The sequence below is a fragment of the uncultured Allobosea sp. genome, assembly GCF_945957345.1.
Classification (GTDB): Bacteria; Pseudomonadota; Alphaproteobacteria; order Rhizobiales; family Beijerinckiaceae; genus Allobosea.
Genome location: NZ_CAMFKW010000002.1, coordinates 141,893 through 160,058, shown reverse-complemented (window position 1 = coordinate 160,058; position 18,166 = coordinate 141,893). Strand labels below are relative to the sequence as shown.

General features: G+C 66.6%; 16 protein-coding genes and 1 tRNA gene. 8 read left to right on the top strand and 9 right to left on the bottom strand.

Going from position 1 to position 18,166, the window contains the following annotated elements; all coding sequences use genetic code 11:
* Positions 1–2: 2 nt before the first annotated feature.
* Positions 3–953: a phosphoribosylaminoimidazolesuccinocarboxamide synthase gene (locus Q0Q36_RS01725; protein WP_293795077.1), complete on the bottom strand. Its 951-nt coding sequence runs from the start codon at positions 951–953 to the stop codon at positions 3–5.
* A gap of 290 nt (positions 954–1,243) precedes the next feature.
* Here Q0Q36_RS01725 and Q0Q36_RS01720 point away from each other — a divergent pair, with 290 nt between their 5' ends.
* Positions 1,244–2,395: a DUF2865 domain-containing protein gene (locus Q0Q36_RS01720; RefSeq protein ID WP_293795076.1), complete on the top strand. Its 1,152-nt coding sequence runs from the start codon at positions 1,244–1,246 to the stop codon at positions 2,393–2,395.
* Positions 2,396–2,584: 189 nt separating this feature from the next.
* Positions 2,585–3,910: an MFS transporter gene (locus tag Q0Q36_RS01715; protein WP_293795075.1), complete on the top strand. Its 1,326-nt coding sequence runs from the start codon at positions 2,585–2,587 to the stop codon at positions 3,908–3,910.
* A gap of 166 nt (positions 3,911–4,076) precedes the next feature.
* On the opposite strand, the gene gltX is transcribed toward Q0Q36_RS01715, so the two are convergent.
* Positions 4,077–5,417 (bottom strand): glutamate--tRNA ligase, encoded by a 1,341-nt coding sequence (gene gltX, locus Q0Q36_RS01710; RefSeq protein ID WP_293795074.1) that lies wholly within the window; start codon positions 5,415–5,417, stop codon positions 4,077–4,079.
* Between the two features lie 152 nt (positions 5,418–5,569).
* Here gltX and Q0Q36_RS01705 point away from each other — a divergent pair, with 152 nt between their 5' ends.
* Positions 5,570–6,433 carry an outer membrane beta-barrel protein gene (locus Q0Q36_RS01705; protein WP_293795073.1) on the top strand — a complete coding sequence of 288 codons (864 nt, stop codon included), beginning with the start codon at positions 5,570–5,572 and terminating at the stop codon, positions 6,431–6,433.
* A gap of 79 nt (positions 6,434–6,512) precedes the next feature.
* On the opposite strand, the gene Q0Q36_RS01700 is transcribed toward Q0Q36_RS01705, so the two are convergent.
* Positions 6,513–7,898, bottom strand: a complete 1,386-nt coding sequence (locus tag Q0Q36_RS01700; RefSeq protein WP_293795072.1) for a class II 3-deoxy-7-phosphoheptulonate synthase — start codon at positions 7,896–7,898, stop codon at positions 6,513–6,515.
* A 253-nt stretch (positions 7,899–8,151) separates the two neighbouring features.
* Positions 8,152–9,522 (bottom strand): glutathione-disulfide reductase, encoded by a 1,371-nt coding sequence (gor, locus tag Q0Q36_RS01695; RefSeq protein ID WP_293795071.1) that lies wholly within the window; start codon positions 9,520–9,522, stop codon positions 8,152–8,154.
* A gap of 563 nt (positions 9,523–10,085) precedes the next feature.
* Between gor and Q0Q36_RS01690 the strand changes: the two genes are divergently transcribed.
* The 3 genes from Q0Q36_RS01690 (at position 10,086) to Q0Q36_RS01680 (ending at position 13,144) form a co-directional block, all read left to right on the top strand.
* Positions 10,086–11,051, top strand: coding sequence for a tripartite tricarboxylate transporter substrate binding protein (locus Q0Q36_RS01690; RefSeq protein WP_293795070.1), 966 nt, complete (start codon positions 10,086–10,088; stop codon positions 11,049–11,051).
* Positions 11,052–11,151: 100 nt separating this feature from the next.
* Positions 11,152–11,631, top strand: a complete 480-nt coding sequence (locus tag Q0Q36_RS01685) for a tripartite tricarboxylate transporter TctB family protein (protein ID WP_293795069.1) — start codon at positions 11,152–11,154, stop codon at positions 11,629–11,631.
* A gap of 13 nt (positions 11,632–11,644) precedes the next feature.
* Positions 11,645–13,144: a tripartite tricarboxylate transporter permease gene (locus Q0Q36_RS01680; protein ID WP_293795068.1), complete on the top strand. Its 1,500-nt coding sequence runs from the start codon at positions 11,645–11,647 to the stop codon at positions 13,142–13,144.
* Here Q0Q36_RS01680 and Q0Q36_RS01675 read toward each other — a convergent pair.
* From Q0Q36_RS01675 to Q0Q36_RS01660, 4 genes are all read right to left on the bottom strand, one after another.
* On the bottom strand, positions 13,125–14,168 hold the full coding sequence (locus tag Q0Q36_RS01675; protein ID WP_293795067.1) for an aldehyde reductase: 1,044 nt from the start codon (positions 14,166–14,168) through the stop codon (positions 13,125–13,127). The genes Q0Q36_RS01680 and Q0Q36_RS01675 overlap by 20 nt on opposite strands.
* Positions 14,169–14,312: 144 nt before the next feature.
* On the bottom strand, positions 14,313–14,810 hold the full coding sequence (locus Q0Q36_RS01670) for a DUF2059 domain-containing protein (RefSeq protein ID WP_293795066.1): 498 nt from the start codon (positions 14,808–14,810) through the stop codon (positions 14,313–14,315).
* A gap of 113 nt (positions 14,811–14,923) precedes the next feature.
* Positions 14,924–15,625: a ribose-5-phosphate isomerase RpiA gene (gene rpiA, locus Q0Q36_RS01665; RefSeq protein WP_293795064.1), complete on the bottom strand. Its 702-nt coding sequence runs from the start codon at positions 15,623–15,625 to the stop codon at positions 14,924–14,926.
* A gap of 111 nt (positions 15,626–15,736) precedes the next feature.
* A complete protein-coding gene (locus tag Q0Q36_RS01660; protein WP_367187147.1) occupies positions 15,737–16,090 on the bottom strand; it encodes a hypothetical protein in 354 nt (117 codons plus the stop codon).
* A 189-nt stretch (positions 16,091–16,279) separates the two neighbouring features.
* Here Q0Q36_RS01660 and gph point away from each other — a divergent pair, with 189 nt between their 5' ends.
* Both gph and Q0Q36_RS01650 read left to right on the top strand, forming a co-directional pair.
* Positions 16,280–16,978 carry a phosphoglycolate phosphatase gene (gene gph, locus Q0Q36_RS01655; RefSeq protein WP_293795063.1) on the top strand — a complete coding sequence of 233 codons (699 nt, stop codon included), beginning with the start codon at positions 16,280–16,282 and terminating at the stop codon, positions 16,976–16,978.
* A gap of 28 nt (positions 16,979–17,006) precedes the next feature.
* Positions 17,007–17,081 (top strand) — tRNA-Val (locus Q0Q36_RS01650).
* A gap of 1 nt (position 17,082) precedes the next feature.
* Here the strand turns inward: Q0Q36_RS01650 and Q0Q36_RS01645 are convergent.
* Entirely contained in the window at positions 17,083–18,159 is a 1,077-nt protein-coding gene (locus Q0Q36_RS01645) for a hypothetical protein (RefSeq protein WP_293795062.1), read from the bottom strand.
* Positions 18,160–18,166: the final 7 nt, after the last annotated feature.

Genomic DNA, 18,166 nt, shown 5'->3' with positions numbered 1-18,166 from the left:
TCTCAGAAGTAACGCGCAAGGTTGCGGCGGATCCGCTCGGCCGGGTCTTCGCCCTTCGGCGGATAGGCGAACGACGTCCCGGTGATCGCCTCGTAGGCCCGAACATAGACCGCGGAGGTCTGGTCGATCAGCTCCTGCGGGATCGGCGGCAGGTCCTGCGTATAGGGATCGCAGCGCGCCACCACCCAGTTGCGCACGAAATCCTTGTCGAAGGATTCGGGCTTGCCGCCGGACGCGAAGCGCTCCGGGTAGCTTTCGGCGAACCAGTAGCGGCTCGAATCCGGCGTATGGATCTCGTCGGCCAGTACGATGCGACCCTCGGGATCGGTGCCGAACTCGTACTTGGTATCGGCGAGGATCAGGCCGCGCTCGCGGGCGAGCTTCTGGCCGCGGGCGAAGAGCGCCAGCGCATAAGCCGAGATCTCGTCCCATTGCTTCTGCGTCAGCAGCCCCTCCCCGACGATCTGGGCGGCCGAGAGCGGCTCGTCATGCCCGCCGTCGAAGGCCTTGCTGGTCGGGGTGATGATCGCTTGCGGCAGCGCCTCGTTGTCGCGCAGGCCATCCGGCAGGGTCATGCCGTACATCTCGCGCCGGCCCTGCTTGTACATGGTCAGGATCGAGGTGCCGGTCGTGCCGGCGAGATAGCCGCGCACCACCATCTCGACCGGCAGGATTTCCAGTCGCTGGCCGACGACGACGTTCGGGTCGGGATATTCCAGGACATGGTTGGGGCAGATATCGGCGGTCTGCTCGAACCAGTAGCGCGCGGTCTGCGTCAGCACCTGACCCTTCAGCGGGATCGAGGCGATCGCCCGGTCGAAGGCGGACAACCGGTCGGTCGAGATCAGGATGCGGCGGTTGTCGGGCAGGTCGTAATTCTCGCGGACCTTGCCGCGATAATAGTTCGGCAGCTCCGGGATGACGGCTTCGTGAAGAGGCAGATAGTCGGACATGGGCGGGGCTTGCCTCATTGGCGCTGCACGGAAGGCCGGCGCGGACGGGCCGCTGCCGCAGGTCTTCTAACCAGAACGGAAGTTTTCCACCACCGGGACGGTGCATGCGTCCCCGGATTGCTGCGCCCTCGCGAATATGGCATGCGAGGCCCTCGCGATGGAGCGCCCCCGCAGCCTATCAGGCGAGGCTCCGCTCCATAGTTCCGTCGTGTTTGGCGGGTGTTCTCTGGCCGGCCCTGTTGGCCGAACTTCCCGGACAGAGCCGGCCCGCCGGCTCGACTATGGATGACGTGACCCGACCTGCGATGATGCTGCGACTTTCCCGACGCTTCGGCATGGCCCTCGTGATGCTGGCCGCTCTCGGCGGCACCGCCGTGGCGCAGTCGGCGTCCTGCAATGCCTGGCGTGCCGAGCTCGAAAGCCTGCAGGGCCAGAGCGGCAGCGATCCGCGCGCGGCGCAGGCCGCCCAGCGCGTCGGCGCCCAGCTTGCCCAATTGAGCAACCAGTACCGCTCGATGGGCTGCGATCGCGGTTTCAGCTTCTTCGAATCGCCTCCGCCGCAATGCAATTTCATTCGCCAGCAGCTCGGCCAGCTCCAGAACCAGTACGGTCAGTTGCAGCGCCAGGCGGAAGGCGGCGGCATCGCCCAGCGCCGCGCCCAGCTCGCGGCGGCGATCAACAATAATTGCCGGGCGCAGCCGCGCGGCTTCTTCGACACGATCTTCGGGCGCGACCCCGCCCCCGGCGAAATCGATTCGACCCTGCCCGAACTCGATCCCGAGCAGCCGACCGAACCGGCGAAACCTCGCCTGGGCGGCCCGCAGACCGTTTGCGTCCGCACCTGCGACGGCTTCTTCTTCCCGCTCTCGAACAATACCGGCAACGGCGACGAGATGTGCCAGGCGCTCTGCCCGGGCACCGAGACGCGCGCCTATGGCATGAGCGCCGGCGGCGACATCCAGAATGCCGCCTCGCGCTCGACCGGGCAGCCCTATTCCTCGCTGGCCAATGCCGGGAAATACACCCGCAGCTTCGATGCCGCCTGCACCTGCCGCGGCCAGGGGCAGAGCTGGTCGGCCGCCCTCAAGGATGCCGAATACCTGCTCGACAAGCGCAAGGGCGACGTCATCCTCAGCGAGCAGCGCGCAGCCGAGCTGTCGCGTCCGAAGATCGACCCCAAGCGCAAGGGTGCGACGCCCCAGCCCGCGGCCGCAGCGCCCGCTCCAGCCGTGCCCGACGAGAAGCCGATGCCGTCGGAAGATTCGCCGACCTCCGGCACCGAGTCGGCCGGCGTCGGTCCCGACATCGTCGGCGAGAAGGTGCTCGACAAGAAGGACGGGCTGAAGAGCGAGTCGCAGAGCGTCACCGGCGAGCGTCGCCAGGTTCGCATCGTGGCGCCGAACCTCGCGCCGAATCTCAGTCCGCAGATCGTCAGGCCCTGAACGCGGAAAGTTCCATGCCGACGCGGCATGGAAGGCTGTTCGGCAAGAGCAGGATCACTGCTGGACGCATGGCCGGAAGCGCCGCATAAAGGAGCCTTCCAAGCCGCCTCCGGGAGGCCGCCAGACCCGTCCCACGGCTCGTTTGCGCCGCGCGCCCGCTTCTGACGCTCCCCAGCTCAGAAGGCCGCCATGTCCGAGACGACTGCGACACACCCCGCCCATCCGATCGAATTCGACGATGCCAAGCGCCGCCTCAAGGCGATCTTCATGGGCTCGGTCGGCAATCTCGTCGAGTGGTACGATTTCTACGCCTACACCGCCTTCGCGCTCTATTTCGCGCCGCACTTCTTTCCCTCCCACGATCCGGTGGTGCAGCAGCTCAATGCCGCGACGCTGTTCGCGGCCGGCTTCATCGTGCGCCCGCTCGGCGGCTGGCTCTTCGGCCATCTGGCAGATCGCTACGGGCGGCGGCTCTCGCTGACCATCTCGGTCGTGATGATGTGCTTCGGCTCGCTGATCATCGCGGTGACGCCGACCTATGCCTCGATCGGTTTCGCCGCGCCGGCCCTGCTGGCCGTGGCACGCATCATCGAAGGCCTGAGCCTCGGCGGCGAATACGGGGCAAGCGCCACCTACCTCACGGAGGTCGCCGACCCCGAGCATCGCGGCTTCTATTCAAGCTTCCAATACGTGACGCTGATCGGCGGACAGCTCACCGCGATCCTCGTTCTGCTGCTGCTCCAGAACGTCTTCCTGACCCATGAGCAGCTCGTCGCCTGGGGCTGGCGCATTCCCTTCGTCATTGGTGCGGCGTTGGCGATCACCGCCATGATCATGCGCCGACACATGCACGAAACGGAATCCTTCGAGGCCGCGAAGAAGAGCGGTCTGAAGCGCGAGAGCTCGCTCAAGGGCCTGCTGAAATATCCGCGCGAGGTTGCGATCGTGATCGGCCTCACCGCCGGCGGCACCGCCGCCTTCTACACCTTCACGACCTATATGCAGACCTTCGTGAAGCAGACTGTCGGCCTGTCCGATATCGTGACGACCTATGTCATCGCCGGCTCGCTGATCTTCGCCTCGATCCTGCAGCCGATCTACGGGCTGATCTCCGACAGGATCGGCCGAAAGCCGATGCTGGTCTTCTTCGGCGTCGCCGGTACGCTGCTCACCGTGCCGATCCTGACCACGCTGGCCGGCACAAAATCCCCCTGGGTCGCCTTCCTGCTGATCTCGGGCGCCTGGGTCTTCGTCGCCGGGTACACCTCGATCAACGCGGTGGTGAAGGCCGAGCTTTTCCCGACGTCCATCCGCGCGACCGGCGTCGCGGTGCCCTATGCGCTGACGGTGTCGATCTTCGGCGGCACAGCGCCGGCCATCGCCCTGTTCTTCAAGCAGCAGGGCCACGAACAGTGGTTCTACTACTATCTCTCCGCCGTGATCTTCGTTTCGCTGCTGGTCTACACGACCATGCGCGACACCAAGCACGCTTCGGCGATGAACCGGCACGAGTGAAGATCAGCCGTGTGCCCTTTTGTCGTTCCGGGGCAGGCCGTCAGGCCTGAACCCGGAATCCGCGACTGGGGCACGCCTCGATGACGGCACCTCGAAGTGGCTCACCCAGTCGTAGGTTCCGGGTTCGAGCGCAGCGCGCTCGCCCCGGAATGACAACCGTGGGTGCTCAGGCGTTTTCGCCTGCCAGCCGCTTCAGCGCCTTGTCGCGCCCGATCAGCGGCAGCAGCGCCGCCAGCTCCGGCCCATGGTCGAGCCCCGTCAGCGCCTGGCGCAACGGCATGAACAGCGCCTTGCCCTTCGCGCCCGTCGCGGCCGAGACGGCCTGCGTCCAGCTCTTCCAGGTCGTTGCGTCGAAGGGCTCGGCCGGCAGCAAACCGGCCGCCGTGGCTGCGAAGCTTTGATCGGCGATCACGGGCGCGATCGGCCCCTGCACGATCCGCCACCACTGAGCCGCCTCGTCCAGCTTGGCGAGATTGCCGCGCACGGCCTGCCAGAATGCCTCGTCGGCCGCGACGCCAAGCGCCTTCAGACGATCGGCGACTGCTGCCAGCGGCAACTGGTGCAGCGTGCGCGCGCTCAGCGTCTCCAGCTCGTGCTCGTCGAACTTGGCCGGCGCGCGTGAGACATGGGCGAGCTCGACAAGGCCTGCAAGCTCGTCGAGGCTCGCGACCGGCCGCACCGCGTCGGAGGTGCCGACCAGCGTCGCGAGCGCGGCGACGGCCAGAGCCTCGACACCGGTCTCGCGCAGGCCGCGCAGCGAGAGATGGCCGAGGCGCTTGGACAGCCCCTCGCCGCTCGCCGTGGTCAGCAGATTGACATGCGCCATGGTCGGCAGCCCGGCACCGAGGGCCTCGAACATCTGGATATGCATCGCCGTGTTGGTGACATGATCCTCGCCGCGGACGATATGCGTGACGCCGGTCTCGATATCGTCGACCACGGACGGCAGATGGTAGAGATAGCTGCCATCCTCGCGCACCAGCACCGGGTCCGAGAGCGAGGCGCAATCGACATGAGAAGCGCCGCGCACCAAATCGTCCCAGGCGACCTCGCGCGCCTCCAGCAGGAAGCGCCAATGCGGCTTGCGCCCTTCCGCCGCGAAGGCCGCCTTCTGCTCGTCGGTGAGCTTCAGCGCGGCGCGGTCATAGATCGGCGGCAGGCCGCGGGCGAGCTGGCGCTTGCGGCGCCGGTCGAGCTCGTCGGCCGTCTCGTAGCAGGCATAGAGCCGCCCTGCCCCACGCAAGCGGTCGGCGGCGGCATCGTAGATCGCGAGCCGCTGCGACTGCTTGATCACCTGATCGGGCACGATGCCGAGCCAGCCCAGGTCCTCGGCGATCGCATCGGCATATTCCGGCTTCGAGCGGGCGATGTCGGTATCGTCGTAACGCAGCAGGAAGCGGCCGCTGTGCCGGCGGGCGAACAGCCAGTTGAACAGCGCCGGCCGGGCGTTGCCGATATGGAGATAGCCGGTGGGCGACGGCGCGAAGCGAACCAAGGGCGAGGTCATGGCCGGCTTATGGCGCGTTTGCCGGCGGGCGACAATCCGGCGTTTCAGCGGAATTTGGCATCGTTAACCCGGCATTAGGGTTACCAAGGCATGAATCGACCCCAGAGCAGGGTGAAACGGGTGGAACCGGACCGCTGCTCGGGGAGATCAGGATGCGCATCCGTTCCGTCGCGCTCATGCTTGGGTCCACCGCCCTCGCCACCAGCCTTCTTGCTGCGCCGATTCTGGCCGCGGACTATCCCGTCCTGCGCGGCTCTCAGATCGAGGACGCGCCGCCCCCTCCGAGCCGCTTCACCTGGGACGGCTTCTATTTCGGCGGTGGCGCAGGCGTCTCCGACACCCAGTTCAAGCCCGGCACCGGCTTGCAAGATCTCGCCCGCTTTGCGTTCCGCAATACGACGCTGGGCCAGCAGATCGATATGGGCAACCTGGTGAACAATCTGCCATCGAAGAGCGATAGCGGGGCCACCTATTTCGGCTTTGCGGGCTACAACTGGGCCTTCGGAGACGCGGTCCTCGGCTTCGAAGCTGACTATACACGCTCGGGGCACAGCTATCAGATCGATGATTACATCGCACGGCGTGCCGTGACGCCTGACGGCACTGTCAATGATTTCACGCTGACGACACAGCAAGGCGCGAAGCTCGACGACTATGCGACCGCGCGTGTGCGCCTGGGGTGGGCCTTTGGCAACTTCATGCCCTTCGCAACGATCGGCGGCGCGGTCGGCCGCTTCAATACGATGTCGACGGTCACCGCCACGAATTACCTGACTCAGACCAATCCGGTGACGGGAGTCATCTCTCAGGGACAAGCCAATGGCTACCCCCTCACTGTCGGCTCCACCAAGAAGAACGTCTACGGCTTCGGCTTGACGGTGGGCGGCGGTGTCGACTGGGCCCTGACGGACAACATGTTCCTGCGCGGCGAATACCAGCTGATCCGCTTCGCCGATGTCGAAGGCACGACGACGACGGTCAACACCGCGCGCGCCGCTCTGGGCGTCAAGTTCTGACGCAGCGTATCATGGCTTGAAACGAAAAGGCCGGGGCGAGAGCCCCGGCCTTTCCTGTTCATGAGCCTTGTGAGGCGCCTTACTCGGCCGCCTCGACCTCAGGCCGCGCCCGGCCGGCGCGCTGGCGCTTGACCAGCTCGGCGACGATGAAGGCGAGCTCCAGCGCCTGCTCCGCGTTGAGGCGCGGGTCGCAGAAGGTGTGGTAGCGGTCGTTGAGATCGGCGTCCGTCATGCCGCGGGCGCCGCCCGTGCATTCGGTGACGTTCTTGCCGGTCATCTCCAGATGCAAGCCGCCGGCATGGGTGCCTTCGGCCTGGTGGACGGCGAAGAAGTTCTTCACCTCGCCCAGGATCAGATCGAAGGGCCGCGTCTTGTAGCCGCTTGCGGCCTTGACCGTATTGCCGTGCATCGGGTCGCAGGACCAGACGACATTGCGGCCTTCCCGCTTGGTCGCCCGCACCAGCGCCGGCAGGTGGTCGAAGACCTTGTCGGCACCGAAGCGCGCGATCAGCGTCAGGCGGCCCGCCTGGTTCTGCGGATCGAGCACGTCGATCAGCTTGAGCAGGCCGTCGACCGTGGTCGAGGGGCCGCATTTCAGGCCGATCGGATTGCGGATGCCGCGGAAGAACTCGACATGGGCATGATCGATCTGACGCGTGCGATCGCCGATCCAGAGCATGTGGCCGGAGGTGTCGTACCACTCGCCGGTCGTCGAATCCGTGCGCGTCATCGCCTGCTCGTAGCCGAGCAGCAGCGCCTCGTGGCTGGTGTAGAAGTCGGTCGTGCGCATCTCCGGATGGGTCTCCGGATCGATGCCGATGGCGCGCATGAATTCCAGCGCCTCGGTGATGCGCTCGGCCACCTCCTGGTAGCGATGCGACTGCGGGCTATCCTTGACGAAGCCGAGCATCCAGCGATGCGCGTTGTCGAGATTGGCATAGCCGCCGGTCGCGAAGGCGCGGATCAGGTTCAGCGTCGCCGCCGACTGGCGATAGCCCTCGAGCTGACGGCGCGGATCGGGGATGCGCGCCTCGGCCGTGAACTCGTTGTCGTTGACGATGTCGCCCTTGTAGCTCGGCAGTTCGACGCCGCCGATCGTCTCGGTCGGGGCCGAGCGCGGCTTGGCGAACTGGCCGGCGATGCGGCCGACCTTCACCACCGGCGAGCCGCCGGCGAAGGTCAGGACGACCGCCATCTGCAGGAACAGACGGAAGAAGTCGCGGATATTGTCAGCCGAATGCTCGGCGAAGCTCTCGGCGCAATCGCCCCCCTGCAGCAGGAAGGCCTCACCGGCGGCGACCTTGCTCAACGCCCGTTTGAGCTTGCGCGCCTCGCCTGCAAAAACGAGCGGCGGAAAGCCGGCGAGCTGCTGCTCGACCGCCTTCAAGGCTGCCTGGTCCGGATAATCCGGAATCTGCTGGGCGGGCTTGGCCCTCCAGCTCTCTGGCGTCCACCGCTCGGACATGGGACTACGTGCTCCTGATTGTGAGATCGCGCATCGTTAACCTCTTGGTAGCGCGAAGGGGCGGCTATACACCGATGGTAGCTGAATGGCCACCATCACGAGAAAGTCGCCGCCGGGCCCCTTCCCTCAACGCATCGGCCGTGCTCGAAAAACCGATTCCCTGCAATGGGATGGCGGAGGCCGTTGCCACGCCGCGGCAACCGCCTGCCATCCCGATTCAAGCGCTTCGCAAAGCGATTCAACGCAGGTGCGACTACCCTGCCCGCGGCGTCCGCATCGTCACCAGCTCCTCGGCCGCGCTCGGATGCAGCGCGACGGTGCGGTCGAAATCGGCCTTGGTCGCGCCCATCGTCACGGCGATCCCGACCGCCTGGACGATCTCGCCGGCATCGTGGCCGAGGATGTGGACGCCGAGCACCTTGTCCGATTTCGCGTCGACCACGAGCTTCATGTAGATGCGCTCCTGCCGGCCGGAGATCGTCGCCTTCATCGGGCGGAAGCCGGATTCGAAAACCTTGACCTCATGGCCGGCGGCAACAGCCTGCGCTTCCGTCAGGCCGACGGTGCCGATCTCGGGCGTCGTGAAGACGGCCGAGGCGATGGTCGCGTGGTCGACCGTCCAGTTGCGGCTGCCGAAGGTGCTGTCGGCAAAGGCATGGCCCTCGCGGATCGCGACCGGCGTCAGGTTCACGCGGTTGGTGACGTCGCCGACGGCATGGATCGAAGGCACGCTGCTGGCCGAGGCCGCATCGACCTTGATCTCGCCGAGCGGCCCCATAACGACGCCGGCCTGCTCCAGGCCGAGCCCCCTCGTGTTGGGGCGGCGGCCGGTGGCGACGAGGACCACATCGGCATCGATCGGCGCGCCATGCGCGCAATGGGCGCGGCGGGTACCGTCGGCCAGTTCTTCGATCCGGTCGATGGTGCAGCCGAGCCGCAGGGTGATGCCGGCATGTGCGAGCGCATCGCGCAGCCGGGTGCGGATATCCTCGTCGAAGCCGCGCAGGATGTTGTCGCCCCGGTGCAGCACGGTCACCGCGACGCCGAGCCGGGCGAAGAGGCTCGCGAATTCCAGCGCGATATAGCCGCCGCCAACGACGAGCAGTCGCTTCGGCAGCGCAGGCAGGTTGAAGACCTCGTTGGACGAGATGCCGAGTTCGCCGCCGGGGATCGGCGGGTCGAAGGAAGGCCAGCCGCCGGTCGCGACCAGGATATGGCGAGCGCGGATCACCTCCCCGCTCTTCGTCAGACGAACCTGATGCGGCCCTTCGATGACGGCGCGTTCCTCGCGAATCTGGACTTTCGCGCCTTCCAGCCCCTTGCGATAGAGGCCTGAGAGGCGGGTGACCTCGTTTGCGACGGCATCGCGCAGTGTCGGCCAATCGAAGACGGGGGCTTGAGGCAGGGTCCAACCGAAACCGGCCGCGTCCTCGAAATCCTCGGCGAAGCGGCTGGCATAGACGAAGAGCTTCTTGGGCACGCAGCCGCGGATGACGCAGGTGCCGCCGATGCGATCCTCCTCCGCGATCATGACCCGGGCGCCGTGGCCGGCGGCGATGCGCGCCGCGCGCGTGCCGCCCGAGCCTGCCCCGATGACGAACAGATCGACGTCGAACTCAGCCATGATACCCCCTAAAGGCGTCCAGCCGCCCGGATCGGAGGACGGCAAGCCGCGAAACAATCGCGCGATCACCTGCGCTAACGCGGCGACCCATCATTCCCTCCGGGCGCGAGCAAGGCCGCGCCAGCAGGCATTCAAACGCCACAAGCGCGCGAACCGGGCAAGCGTCAACAGAACCAGACCGGCGCCACACGGAAGGCCAAGCGCGAGCAATTGGCGGCGCAGCAGCGAAACTTCAAGCGCCATCGTGTGAGGCTCCGGCATGGCCGACATGCCGGAGCCCCGTCGCTGGGCTTGCAGAAGCCATTCGCCCGGAAGCCTGCGGGAGCCTTGAGGCTCACCATCCGCACTGAAGCAGCCCTGCCAAACGCATCCGAAAGCCCCCTCGAACACTCAACCGAGTCGTAGAACCAAGGGCGTAGAAGATGCGGTGAAAGCCGCCTGCCGCGAAAAATTATTGACGTATGATTATGCAATCCCGCGCAATTGACGATCGGCGCGGCAAGGTGCCACAGGCGGAGCCGTCTCAGAAAAACCGCGGACCAAGCCCGCAAGCGGAGGAATTCATGCTGACATCCATTCTGAAGCGCACGGCTCTGACAGCGGTCGCGCTTGCCGCTCTTTCCACGGCCGCCTTCGCCCAGGTCAACGAGCTCAAGATCATGGCCCCCGCAGCGCCGGGCGGCGGCTGGGACGGCACGGCCCGCTCGATGCAGCAGGCGCTCACCGCAACCGGCATCGTCAAGAGCGTTCAGGTCAACAATGTGACCGGCGCCGGTGGAACGATCGGCCTCGCGCAGCTCATCGGCGCCAAGGGCGACGGCCACCAGCTCATGGTCAACGGCTTCGTCATGGTCGGCGCCATCCTGCTCAACAAGTCGCCGGTCAACCTGACCCAGATCACGCCGATCGCGCGCCTCACTGCCGAGGCCGAGGTCATCGTCGTCCCGACGGAATCGCCGCTCAAGACCGCCAAGGACCTGGCCGAACGCCTCAAGGCCGATCCGGCCAAGGTGACCTGGGCCGGCGGCTCGGCCGGTGGCACGGACCATATCCTCGCGGCGCTCTTCGCGCAGGCGGTCGGCGCCGACGCCAAGAAGATCAACTACATCCCGTTCTCGGGCGGTGGCGAGGCCCTCGCGGCCATGCTTGGCGGCCGCGTCACGGCCGGCGTATCCGGCTATGGCGAGTTCGAAGGCCAGATCAAGGCCGGCAAGCTGCGTGTACTTGCAGTCTCCTCGCCGAAGCGCCTCGAGAACGCGCCGGATGCGCCCACGCTGAAGGAGCAAGGCATCGATCTCGAGCTCCTGAACTGGCGCTCGGTCGTCGCCCCTCCCGGCCTCTCCGCCGACCAGACCAAGGCCCTGATCGACACGGTCGAGAAGATGGTCAAGTCGAAGGAATGGCAGGAGATCCTCAAGGCTCGTGGCTGGGACGATGCCTTCCTGGCCGGCGCCGCCTTCGACACCTTCCTGAAGGGTGAGATCGGGCGCGTCTCCAAGGTCATGACCGAAGTCGGCCTGGTGAAGTAAGCCGACCGAGACGCTACAACCAGCAGGGGCCGGGAAACCGGCCCCTTTTCCAACCGCCAGAAGCGCCCAGAAGACGCCGGCCAGCACCGCGGGAACGCCCATGACCAACGACACGCGCACGCAAGGTGCCAACAAGCCTGCCCTGCTCGTCGGAGTCCTGCTGCTCATCGTCGCCGCGCTCGTCGGCTATGACGCCTCGCAGCAGACCATCACCTCCACTTACGGCGTCGGCCCGACCGCGATGCCCTACGTCGTGGCAGCCGGGCTCGTGATCCTGGGTCTCTCGCATTTCGTGGTCGCCTTCCGCGAGGGCCCGCCGCAGCCGGAGGAGGCCGACCGCAAGGCGCTGCTCTGGATCGCCGGGGGGCTCGTCTTCCTGATCGCCTGCATCGGGCTCGGCGGCGGCTTCATCCTCGCCATCACCGTGGTCTTCGCCTGCACCGCCCGCGGCATGGGCCGGCAGGGCCTGCTGATCGATGCCGCGATCGGCTTCGTGCTCGGCCTCGTCATCTTCCTCGTCTTCGCCAAGGTCCTGACGCTGATCCTGCCGTCGGGCCCGCTCGAACGCCTGTTCCTCTGAGGAGAGCCCGGCCATGGATACCCTGCTCTCCCTGCTTCACGGCTTCGGCGTCGCCTTCGAGCCCGCCAAGCTCCTGTTCTGCCTGATCGGCGTCTTCCTCGGCACCGCCGTCGGCGTGCTGCCCGGCATCGGCCCGGCGCTCACCGTCGCGCTGTTGCTGCCAGTGACGTTCAAGCTCGATCCGGCGGGATCGCTGATCATGTTCGCCGGCATCTACTATGGCGGCATGTATGGCGGCTCGACCACCGCGATCCTGCTCAATGCGCCCGGCGAAAGCGCCTCGCTCGCGACCGCGCTCGAAGGCTCGAAGATGGCCAAGGCCGGCCGCGGCGGCCCGGCGCTCGCGACCTCGGCGATCGGCTCCTTCGTCGCCGGTCTGATCGCGACGATCGGCCTTGCCTTCCTCGCGCCCCTGTTGGTCGAGCTCGCGGTGAAATTCGGTCCGTGGGACTATTTCGCGCTGATGATCGTCGCCTTCGTCACGGTCTCCGCGACCTTCGGCGACTCGCCCCTGCGCGGCCTGACGAGCCTGTTCCTCGGCATCGCGCTCGGGCTGATCGGCATCGACAAGCTGACCGGCCAGGCGCGCCTGACCTTCGGCGTGCCGGAACTGCTCAACGGCGTCGAGGTCACGACGCTCGCGGTGGGCCTGTTCGCCGTGGGCGAGGCCTTCTACGTCGCCTCCAAGCGTTTCCGCGATCCTGAGGAGATCATCCCGATCAAGGGCTCGCTCTGGATGACCAAGGAAGATTGGAAGCGCTCCTGGGCTCCCTGGCTACGCGGCACCGCCTTCGGCTTCCCGATCGGCGCCCTGCCCGCCGGCGGCGCCGAGGTGCCGACCTTCCTGAGCTACTCGACCGAGCGCAAGCTCTGCAAATATCCGGACGAGTTCGGCAAGGGCGCGATCGAGGGCGTTGCCGGGCCGGAAGCCGCCAACAATGCCTCGGCCGCCGGCACGCTGGTGCCACTGCTGACGCTCGGCCTGCCGACCTCGGCGACGGCGGCGATCATGCTCGCCGGCTTCCAGCAATACGGGCTCAATCCCGGCCCGCTGCTCTTCGCCGAGAAGCCGGACCTGGTCTGGGGCCTGATCGCCTCGCTGTTCATCGCCAACGTCATGCTGGTGATCCTGAACCTGCCGCTGATCGGCCTCTGGGTCCGCCTGTTGGCGATCCCGCAGCCCTGGCTCTATGCCGGCATCCTCGTCTTCGCGACGATGGGCACGCTCGCGGTCAACGGCTCGCCGGTCGAGCTGGCCATGCTCTTCGCCTTCGGCTTCCTCGGCTACCTGATGCGCCGCTACGACTATCCGGTCGCGCCGATGGTTGTCGGACTGATCCTCGGGCCGATGGCGGAGCAGCAGTTGCGCCGCGCGCTGCAGATCAGCCTGGGCGACCCGATGATCCTGCTGGAGAACCCGATCTCGGCCACCCTGCTCGGTATCGCCGCCCTCGCCCTGGTGGCCCCGTTCGCGATGAAGGGGCTGAACAAGTTCAAGGCTTCCGAGGACTGACGAGGCCGAGCCGGATGAGGCTCTCGCCTGTGGCGACGAGAGCCTCCTGCGCCGGGCGCGGTTGCCAGCCCAGCATGGTTTGCGCCTTCACGCTCGTCGCCGTCTTGACGCGGCCCAGCTCCGGCGTCGCTGCCTGACGAGCCGCGGCGCTGAAGCGCGCGGCCAAACGCACCAGCCAATCCGGCAGCACGCGGGTGGATACCCCAGCCGCATTCGCTCCGAGACCGTCCTTCAAGGCCTGCGCGATCGCCTGCATCGTCATGAAGTCGCCAGCGGTGGCGAGGAAGCGCTCGCCGGCCGCGGCCGCGTCGGTCATGGCACGCAGATGCAGGCTGGCGACATCGCGGACGTCGACCACGCCGAACATCAGGCGCGGCACCGCCCAGAGCCGGCCGTCCAGCATGGTCTTGACGAGCAGGATCGAGGCAGAGAGATCGGGTCCCAGCAGCGGCCCGAAGATGCCGACGGGATTGACCACCGCGAGTTCCAGCCCCTGCCCTTCGCCATCGACGAAATCCCAGGCGGCCAGTTCCGCCAGGGTCTTGGATTTCGGATAGGCGGCAAGCCCGGGCGCTACCGGGTTGGTCCAGTCGCGCTCATCGTAGGGGCGCTCGACCATCCGGCCATAGCCGATCGCGGCGAAGGAGGAAGTCAGGACGACGCGCGTCACCTCGGCTCGACGCGCGGCGCGTAAGACGCGCAGCGTGCCTTCGCGCGCCGGGCGGATCAGCTCTTCCTCATGCTTCGGGGCCGCCGCAGCGAGCGGCGACGCAACGTGCAGGACATAGGCGCAGCCCGAGGCAGCCTCGTCCCAGCCCTCGTCGCGCATCAGGTCGGCGGCAGCGACCTGCAACTGATCGCCGGCATCCGCCCCGGCGCCTCGCAGCGCTTTCCGAAGCGCCGCCTCGCGCGCCGGCGTCCGCAGCGTGGTGCGGACATCGTAGCCCGCCTGAAGCAGTGCAAGGATACAATGCCCCGCCAGGAAGCCGGAGCCTCCGGTGACGAGGACGAGATCGCGGGTCATGTCGTCGGCTCCGGGCTTCGCGGTTCAACCATCACGGCCATAGAGCGCGCCTCGGTCCGATGCCAGCGGAGGATGCCGCAACAAAAAGGCCGGCGAATGCTCGCCGGCCTTCCGATATCCCGATCGCGGAGACGGCGCTCCTGCTCAGAGCGTGTGGCCGCGCTTGCTCATTTCCTGCGAAAAGCGGTCGAACAGGTACTGGCTGGTCTGGACGGTCCAGGGCGCCAGGAGGTTCACGATGTCATCCATCGCCTCGCGCCTCAGCGTGCTGTAACGCTGGCCGACAGGCGACTTGAAGAAAGCGGCGACCTCCTTGAGATCAGCCTCGGTCATCTTGCGGGCGAAGACCTCGGACGCGGTCTTCGTCATCTCCTCGGCGCGCTTGTCGACTTCCGGCTTCAGGCTTGCGATGACGGCATCGGCATCCTTCTTCATCTCCGGCCGCGTCGCCAGCATGCCCTGCACGTTGCGCTCGAACTCGTTGTAGATGTTCGAGAAGCCCTGCGTGACGCCGCTCAGCTCCAGGACCTCGCGCGCCGCCTGGACATGGCTCGGCGCCAGTGCCGGCGCCTGGGCGAAGGCCGGGGCTGCGCAGAGAAGCGCCAGACCGATAGCGGCCCGAACGAGAGTGCGACGGATCATACGTTGAAACCCCTTCATCAGCGAACCATCGCCGGAGCGCGCGATTGCGCTGCCAGCAACGATGGTCCGGTCATTGTGGCGCGTTCCTTAGCGTGGATTGCACCGGAATGGAATTATTCGATCCGGCCGAGCAGCTTGAGGCCGTCGGCCCCGGCCAGGATGGCGCCCGAAGCCAGCCCGATGAACAGGCCGTGCTCGACGACACCGGGCACGATGTTCAGCGCCTGAGCCAGCAATTCTGGTCGTTCGATCGTGCCGAGATGGGCGTCGAGGATGTAATGGCCGCCATCGGTGACGAGTGTCGTGCCGTCCGCCCGCTGGCGCAGCACGAGCTTGCCGGCCGCACCGGAGGATGAAATCGCCGCGGCCACGGCCCGGCGCGTCGCCTCCAGCCCGAAGGGCACGACCTCGATCGGCAGCGGAAAGCGGCCGAGCGTCTGCACCAGCTTGCCGTCATCGGCGATCACGATCATGCGGGCGGAAGCCGCCGCGACGATCTTCTCGCGCAGCAGCGCCGCACCGCCGCCCTTGATCAGGCGCAGTTGCGGATCGACCTCGTCGGCCCCGTCGACGGTGAGATCGAGTTCCGGCGTCTCGTCGAGCGTCGACATCGGGATGCCCAGCGAAACCGCCTGGACCTGCGTCGCCTCGGAGGTCGAAACGCAGAGGACGTCGAAGCCGGCTGCGACCTTCGCGCCAAGCAGGTCGACGAAATGCTTCGCCGTCGAGCCAGTGCCGAGGCCAAGCCGCATACCCGGCTGCACGAGCTCAAGCGCGCGGGCGGCAGCCCGCTTCTTCAGGTCGTCGGCATTCATGGTTCTCGTCCGGCTCAGGTTGTGGAAAACGCCCGCCGTCCAGGCCGGACGACACGGCGCTCTCCTGCCCCGGCAAGACCGACGAGTCCAGCGCGCGGACGCCTCGCAACGTCATTTCGTCTGGGGCGTGCACACCGTCTTGTCGTCGAAGACGTAGCAGATGCTCATCTCGCCGGTGCGGATGTTCACGCGGAAGATACCGCCCTCCTTCTCATGGCGTGAGGGCATGAGGCCGTAGTCGCTGGGCGCCTGGGGCCCTGCGCCCTCGCCCGAGGGAAAGCAGACCGTCAGGCCGACACCGCCCTCCTTGAGCTGGAACTGGCAAGCGCCGACCTCGCCCGTCGCCTTGTCGATCCGGTAGACCCGATTGAGATCGGTCTGCGGCGCGGGCGCGAATTCGAAAGGGCCGGCCCAAGCCGGCACCGCCCCCATGAGCACGCATCCCGCTCCCAGCGCGGCGCCCATGAATCCCGCCCGCTTTTCCATCATTTTCCACATGACAATCTTCCCTGCCGCCAGCCGCGCGACGAATCGCGGCTACGATACCATTCCCCGCGGCAAATTTGGGGAGCCACCGCCGCAGGACTTGCCAGCCCGGCCGCGAAGACCTCTAACCGAATCTCGCCCGACCGAATCACCCCGAAGGTTCCGACCATGAGTCTGCCCCCCATCGTCGTCTTCGATCTCGACGGAACGCTTGCCGAGACCGCGCCGGACATCATGCGGGTTCTCAACCTGATCCTGGTACGCGAAGGGCTGGCGGCGCTGCCGCTGGAGCGGGCGCGCGAACTCGTCGGCGCGGGCGTGCGCGTCCTGATCGAGCGCGGCTTCAAGGTCTCCGGCCGGCCGCTCGACCCCGAAACGCTGGAACGGCTCTTCGAGGAGTTCATGGAAATCTATGCGCAGGACACGGCGGGGAGCAGCCATCTCTTTGACGGCGTGCTCGGCGCCCTCGATGCGCTGGCGGGCGAAGGCTACGCGCTCGCGGTCTGCACCAACAAGCCGGTCCGGCACACGAAGCTGATGCTCGACCATTTCGGCATCGCCGGCCGCTTCGCCGCGGTCGCCGGGCGCGACAGCTTCCCGTATTTCAAGCCGGATCCGCGCCATCTCACGCTAACGATCGCTGCGGCGAAGGCCGATCCGACCCGGGCCGTGATGATCGGCGATTCCCGCACGGATATCGCGACGGCGCGGGCCGCCGGCATCCCGTCGATCTGCGTGCCCTTCGGCTATACCGACGTGCCGATCGAGACGCTGGAGCCGGATCTCGTCATCCAGCATTTCGACGAGCTGGCCGGCGCGGTCGACCGCGTCTTCAAATCTCCTCCCCGCACATCCTTGACGGCATGAGGCGCGCCGACTAGGAGAGGCCGGGTCCGGGCGATTAGCTCAGCGGTAGAGCACTCCCTTCACACGGGAGGGGTCGCAGGTTCGAACCCTGCATCGCCCACCATTCAACCCATTGCCCCGTAACGGCTTTTCGCCTTTGGGTTGGCACCGATCCGGCGCAGTTCTGCCGCGTTCAATCGAAGTTCAATCGCAAACAGCTTCGTTTTGGTCAGCTTCTGGAGCTCACCGATCACGAAATCCGTGGCAATCGCGACATCTTCCAGCGCTTCAACCGCGAAACCCTCGTAGTGATCCGTCGTGGAGGAGCCCTCCTCCACGACGTGTCCAAGCCACATCGAACGGCGCTCGCGAGTCACGAACGGGCAAAGCTTGCGGACCATCGTCGCCATAAAGCGGCGCGTGGAATATTGGGTCAGTTCCGGTACTCCGGCTTCATCCGCGATTCGCTTCACCGCCTTCTTGACGGTGCCGACCCGCTTGAGCTTGTAGACGAGCAGCGGGATCTCTTCATTGGGGCGCCGGCCGTATCGCTGCTCGAAGCGCGCCATATCCTCCGCCTGCCAGTGATCGATCCAGTCCGCCAAGCCGCGCGTTATCGGCAGGGTCGGCCTGCGCTTGTCATTCTGGACGCGGCCCGGGGGGTTCAGGTCGATCGCGCCGAGACGCCTGTCATATTGCGCGGCTGGGGTGAATTCCGTGATCGCCTCGGGCCTTGCCCAGGTGTTCAGCGCCAGGATCAACCAGCGGCGCAGGTGCGGTGTCTCCAGCGCGTCGATGAAGGTGGCCATCTCGGCCATCGTCGGCACATAGCCGCCCTTCTTGGGTGGCGGCAGCTTCAGCTCTTTGGCGATGCGTTCGCCCTGGTAGACGATCTTCGGCACATGCGAAACGATTGCGCCTTCGACCGGTTGCCCGATCGCATCGAGACGCATCTTGACCGCCGCAGCATCGTTCATCGCGGCGCCGAGAACATTGATCACGCGCTCGATCGTCGCTGCGCTATGCTTATGCGTGCGGTTAAGCCAGCCGGCGAAATCAAGTTGCCGGGATGGCGTCCAGAACGACAGCGGAGCGGAGACCTGCTTCACGGCCTTTAGATACTCGACGACGAGGTCGACAGCGCGCAGCGCCTGCCCCTCACTACGAATCGTCGTCGCATGACCGTTCAGATAGGCCTCCATCACATGC

What these genes read in the sequence shown, in the direction of transcription:
- Q0Q36_RS01685 (WP_293795069.1), top strand. Translation starts at nt 11,152, where the DNA reads ATGACCAACGACACGCGCACGCAAGGTGCCAACAAGCCTGCCCTGCTC.
- Q0Q36_RS01715 (WP_293795075.1), top strand. Translation starts at nt 2,585, where the DNA reads ATGTCCGAGACGACTGCGACACACCCCGCCCATCCGATCGAATTCGAC.
- Q0Q36_RS01700 (WP_293795072.1), bottom strand. Translation starts at nt 7,898, where the DNA reads ATGTCCGAGCGGTGGACGCCAGAGAGCTGGAGGGCCAAGCCCGCCCAG.
- Q0Q36_RS01690 (WP_293795070.1), top strand. Translation starts at nt 10,086, where the DNA reads ATGCTGACATCCATTCTGAAGCGCACGGCTCTGACAGCGGTCGCGCTT.
- Q0Q36_RS01675 (WP_293795067.1), bottom strand. Translation starts at nt 14,168, where the DNA reads ATGACCCGCGATCTCGTCCTCGTCACCGGAGGCTCCGGCTTCCTGGCG.
- Q0Q36_RS01670 (WP_293795066.1), bottom strand. Translation starts at nt 14,810, where the DNA reads ATGATCCGTCGCACTCTCGTTCGGGCCGCTATCGGTCTGGCGCTTCTC.
- Q0Q36_RS01645 (WP_293795062.1), bottom strand. Translation starts at nt 18,159, where the DNA reads ATGGAGGCCTATCTGAACGGTCATGCGACGACGATTCGTAGTGAGGGG.
- gph (WP_293795063.1), top strand. Translation starts at nt 16,280, where the DNA reads ATGAGTCTGCCCCCCATCGTCGTCTTCGATCTCGACGGAACGCTTGCC.
- gor (WP_293795071.1), bottom strand. Translation starts at nt 9,522, where the DNA reads ATGGCTGAGTTCGACGTCGATCTGTTCGTCATCGGGGCAGGCTCGGGC.
- rpiA (WP_293795064.1), bottom strand. Translation starts at nt 15,625, where the DNA reads ATGAATGCCGACGACCTGAAGAAGCGGGCTGCCGCCCGCGCGCTTGAG.
- Q0Q36_RS01680 (WP_293795068.1), top strand. Translation starts at nt 11,645, where the DNA reads ATGGATACCCTGCTCTCCCTGCTTCACGGCTTCGGCGTCGCCTTCGAG.
- Q0Q36_RS01725 (WP_293795077.1), bottom strand. Translation starts at nt 953, where the DNA reads ATGTCCGACTATCTGCCTCTTCACGAAGCCGTCATCCCGGAGCTGCCG.
- gltX (WP_293795074.1), bottom strand. Translation starts at nt 5,417, where the DNA reads ATGACCTCGCCCTTGGTTCGCTTCGCGCCGTCGCCCACCGGCTATCTC.
- Q0Q36_RS01660 (WP_367187147.1), bottom strand. Translation starts at nt 16,090, where the DNA reads ATGGGCGCCGCGCTGGGAGCGGGATGCGTGCTCATGGGGGCGGTGCCG.
- Q0Q36_RS01705 (WP_293795073.1), top strand. Translation starts at nt 5,570, where the DNA reads ATGCGCATCCGTTCCGTCGCGCTCATGCTTGGGTCCACCGCCCTCGCC.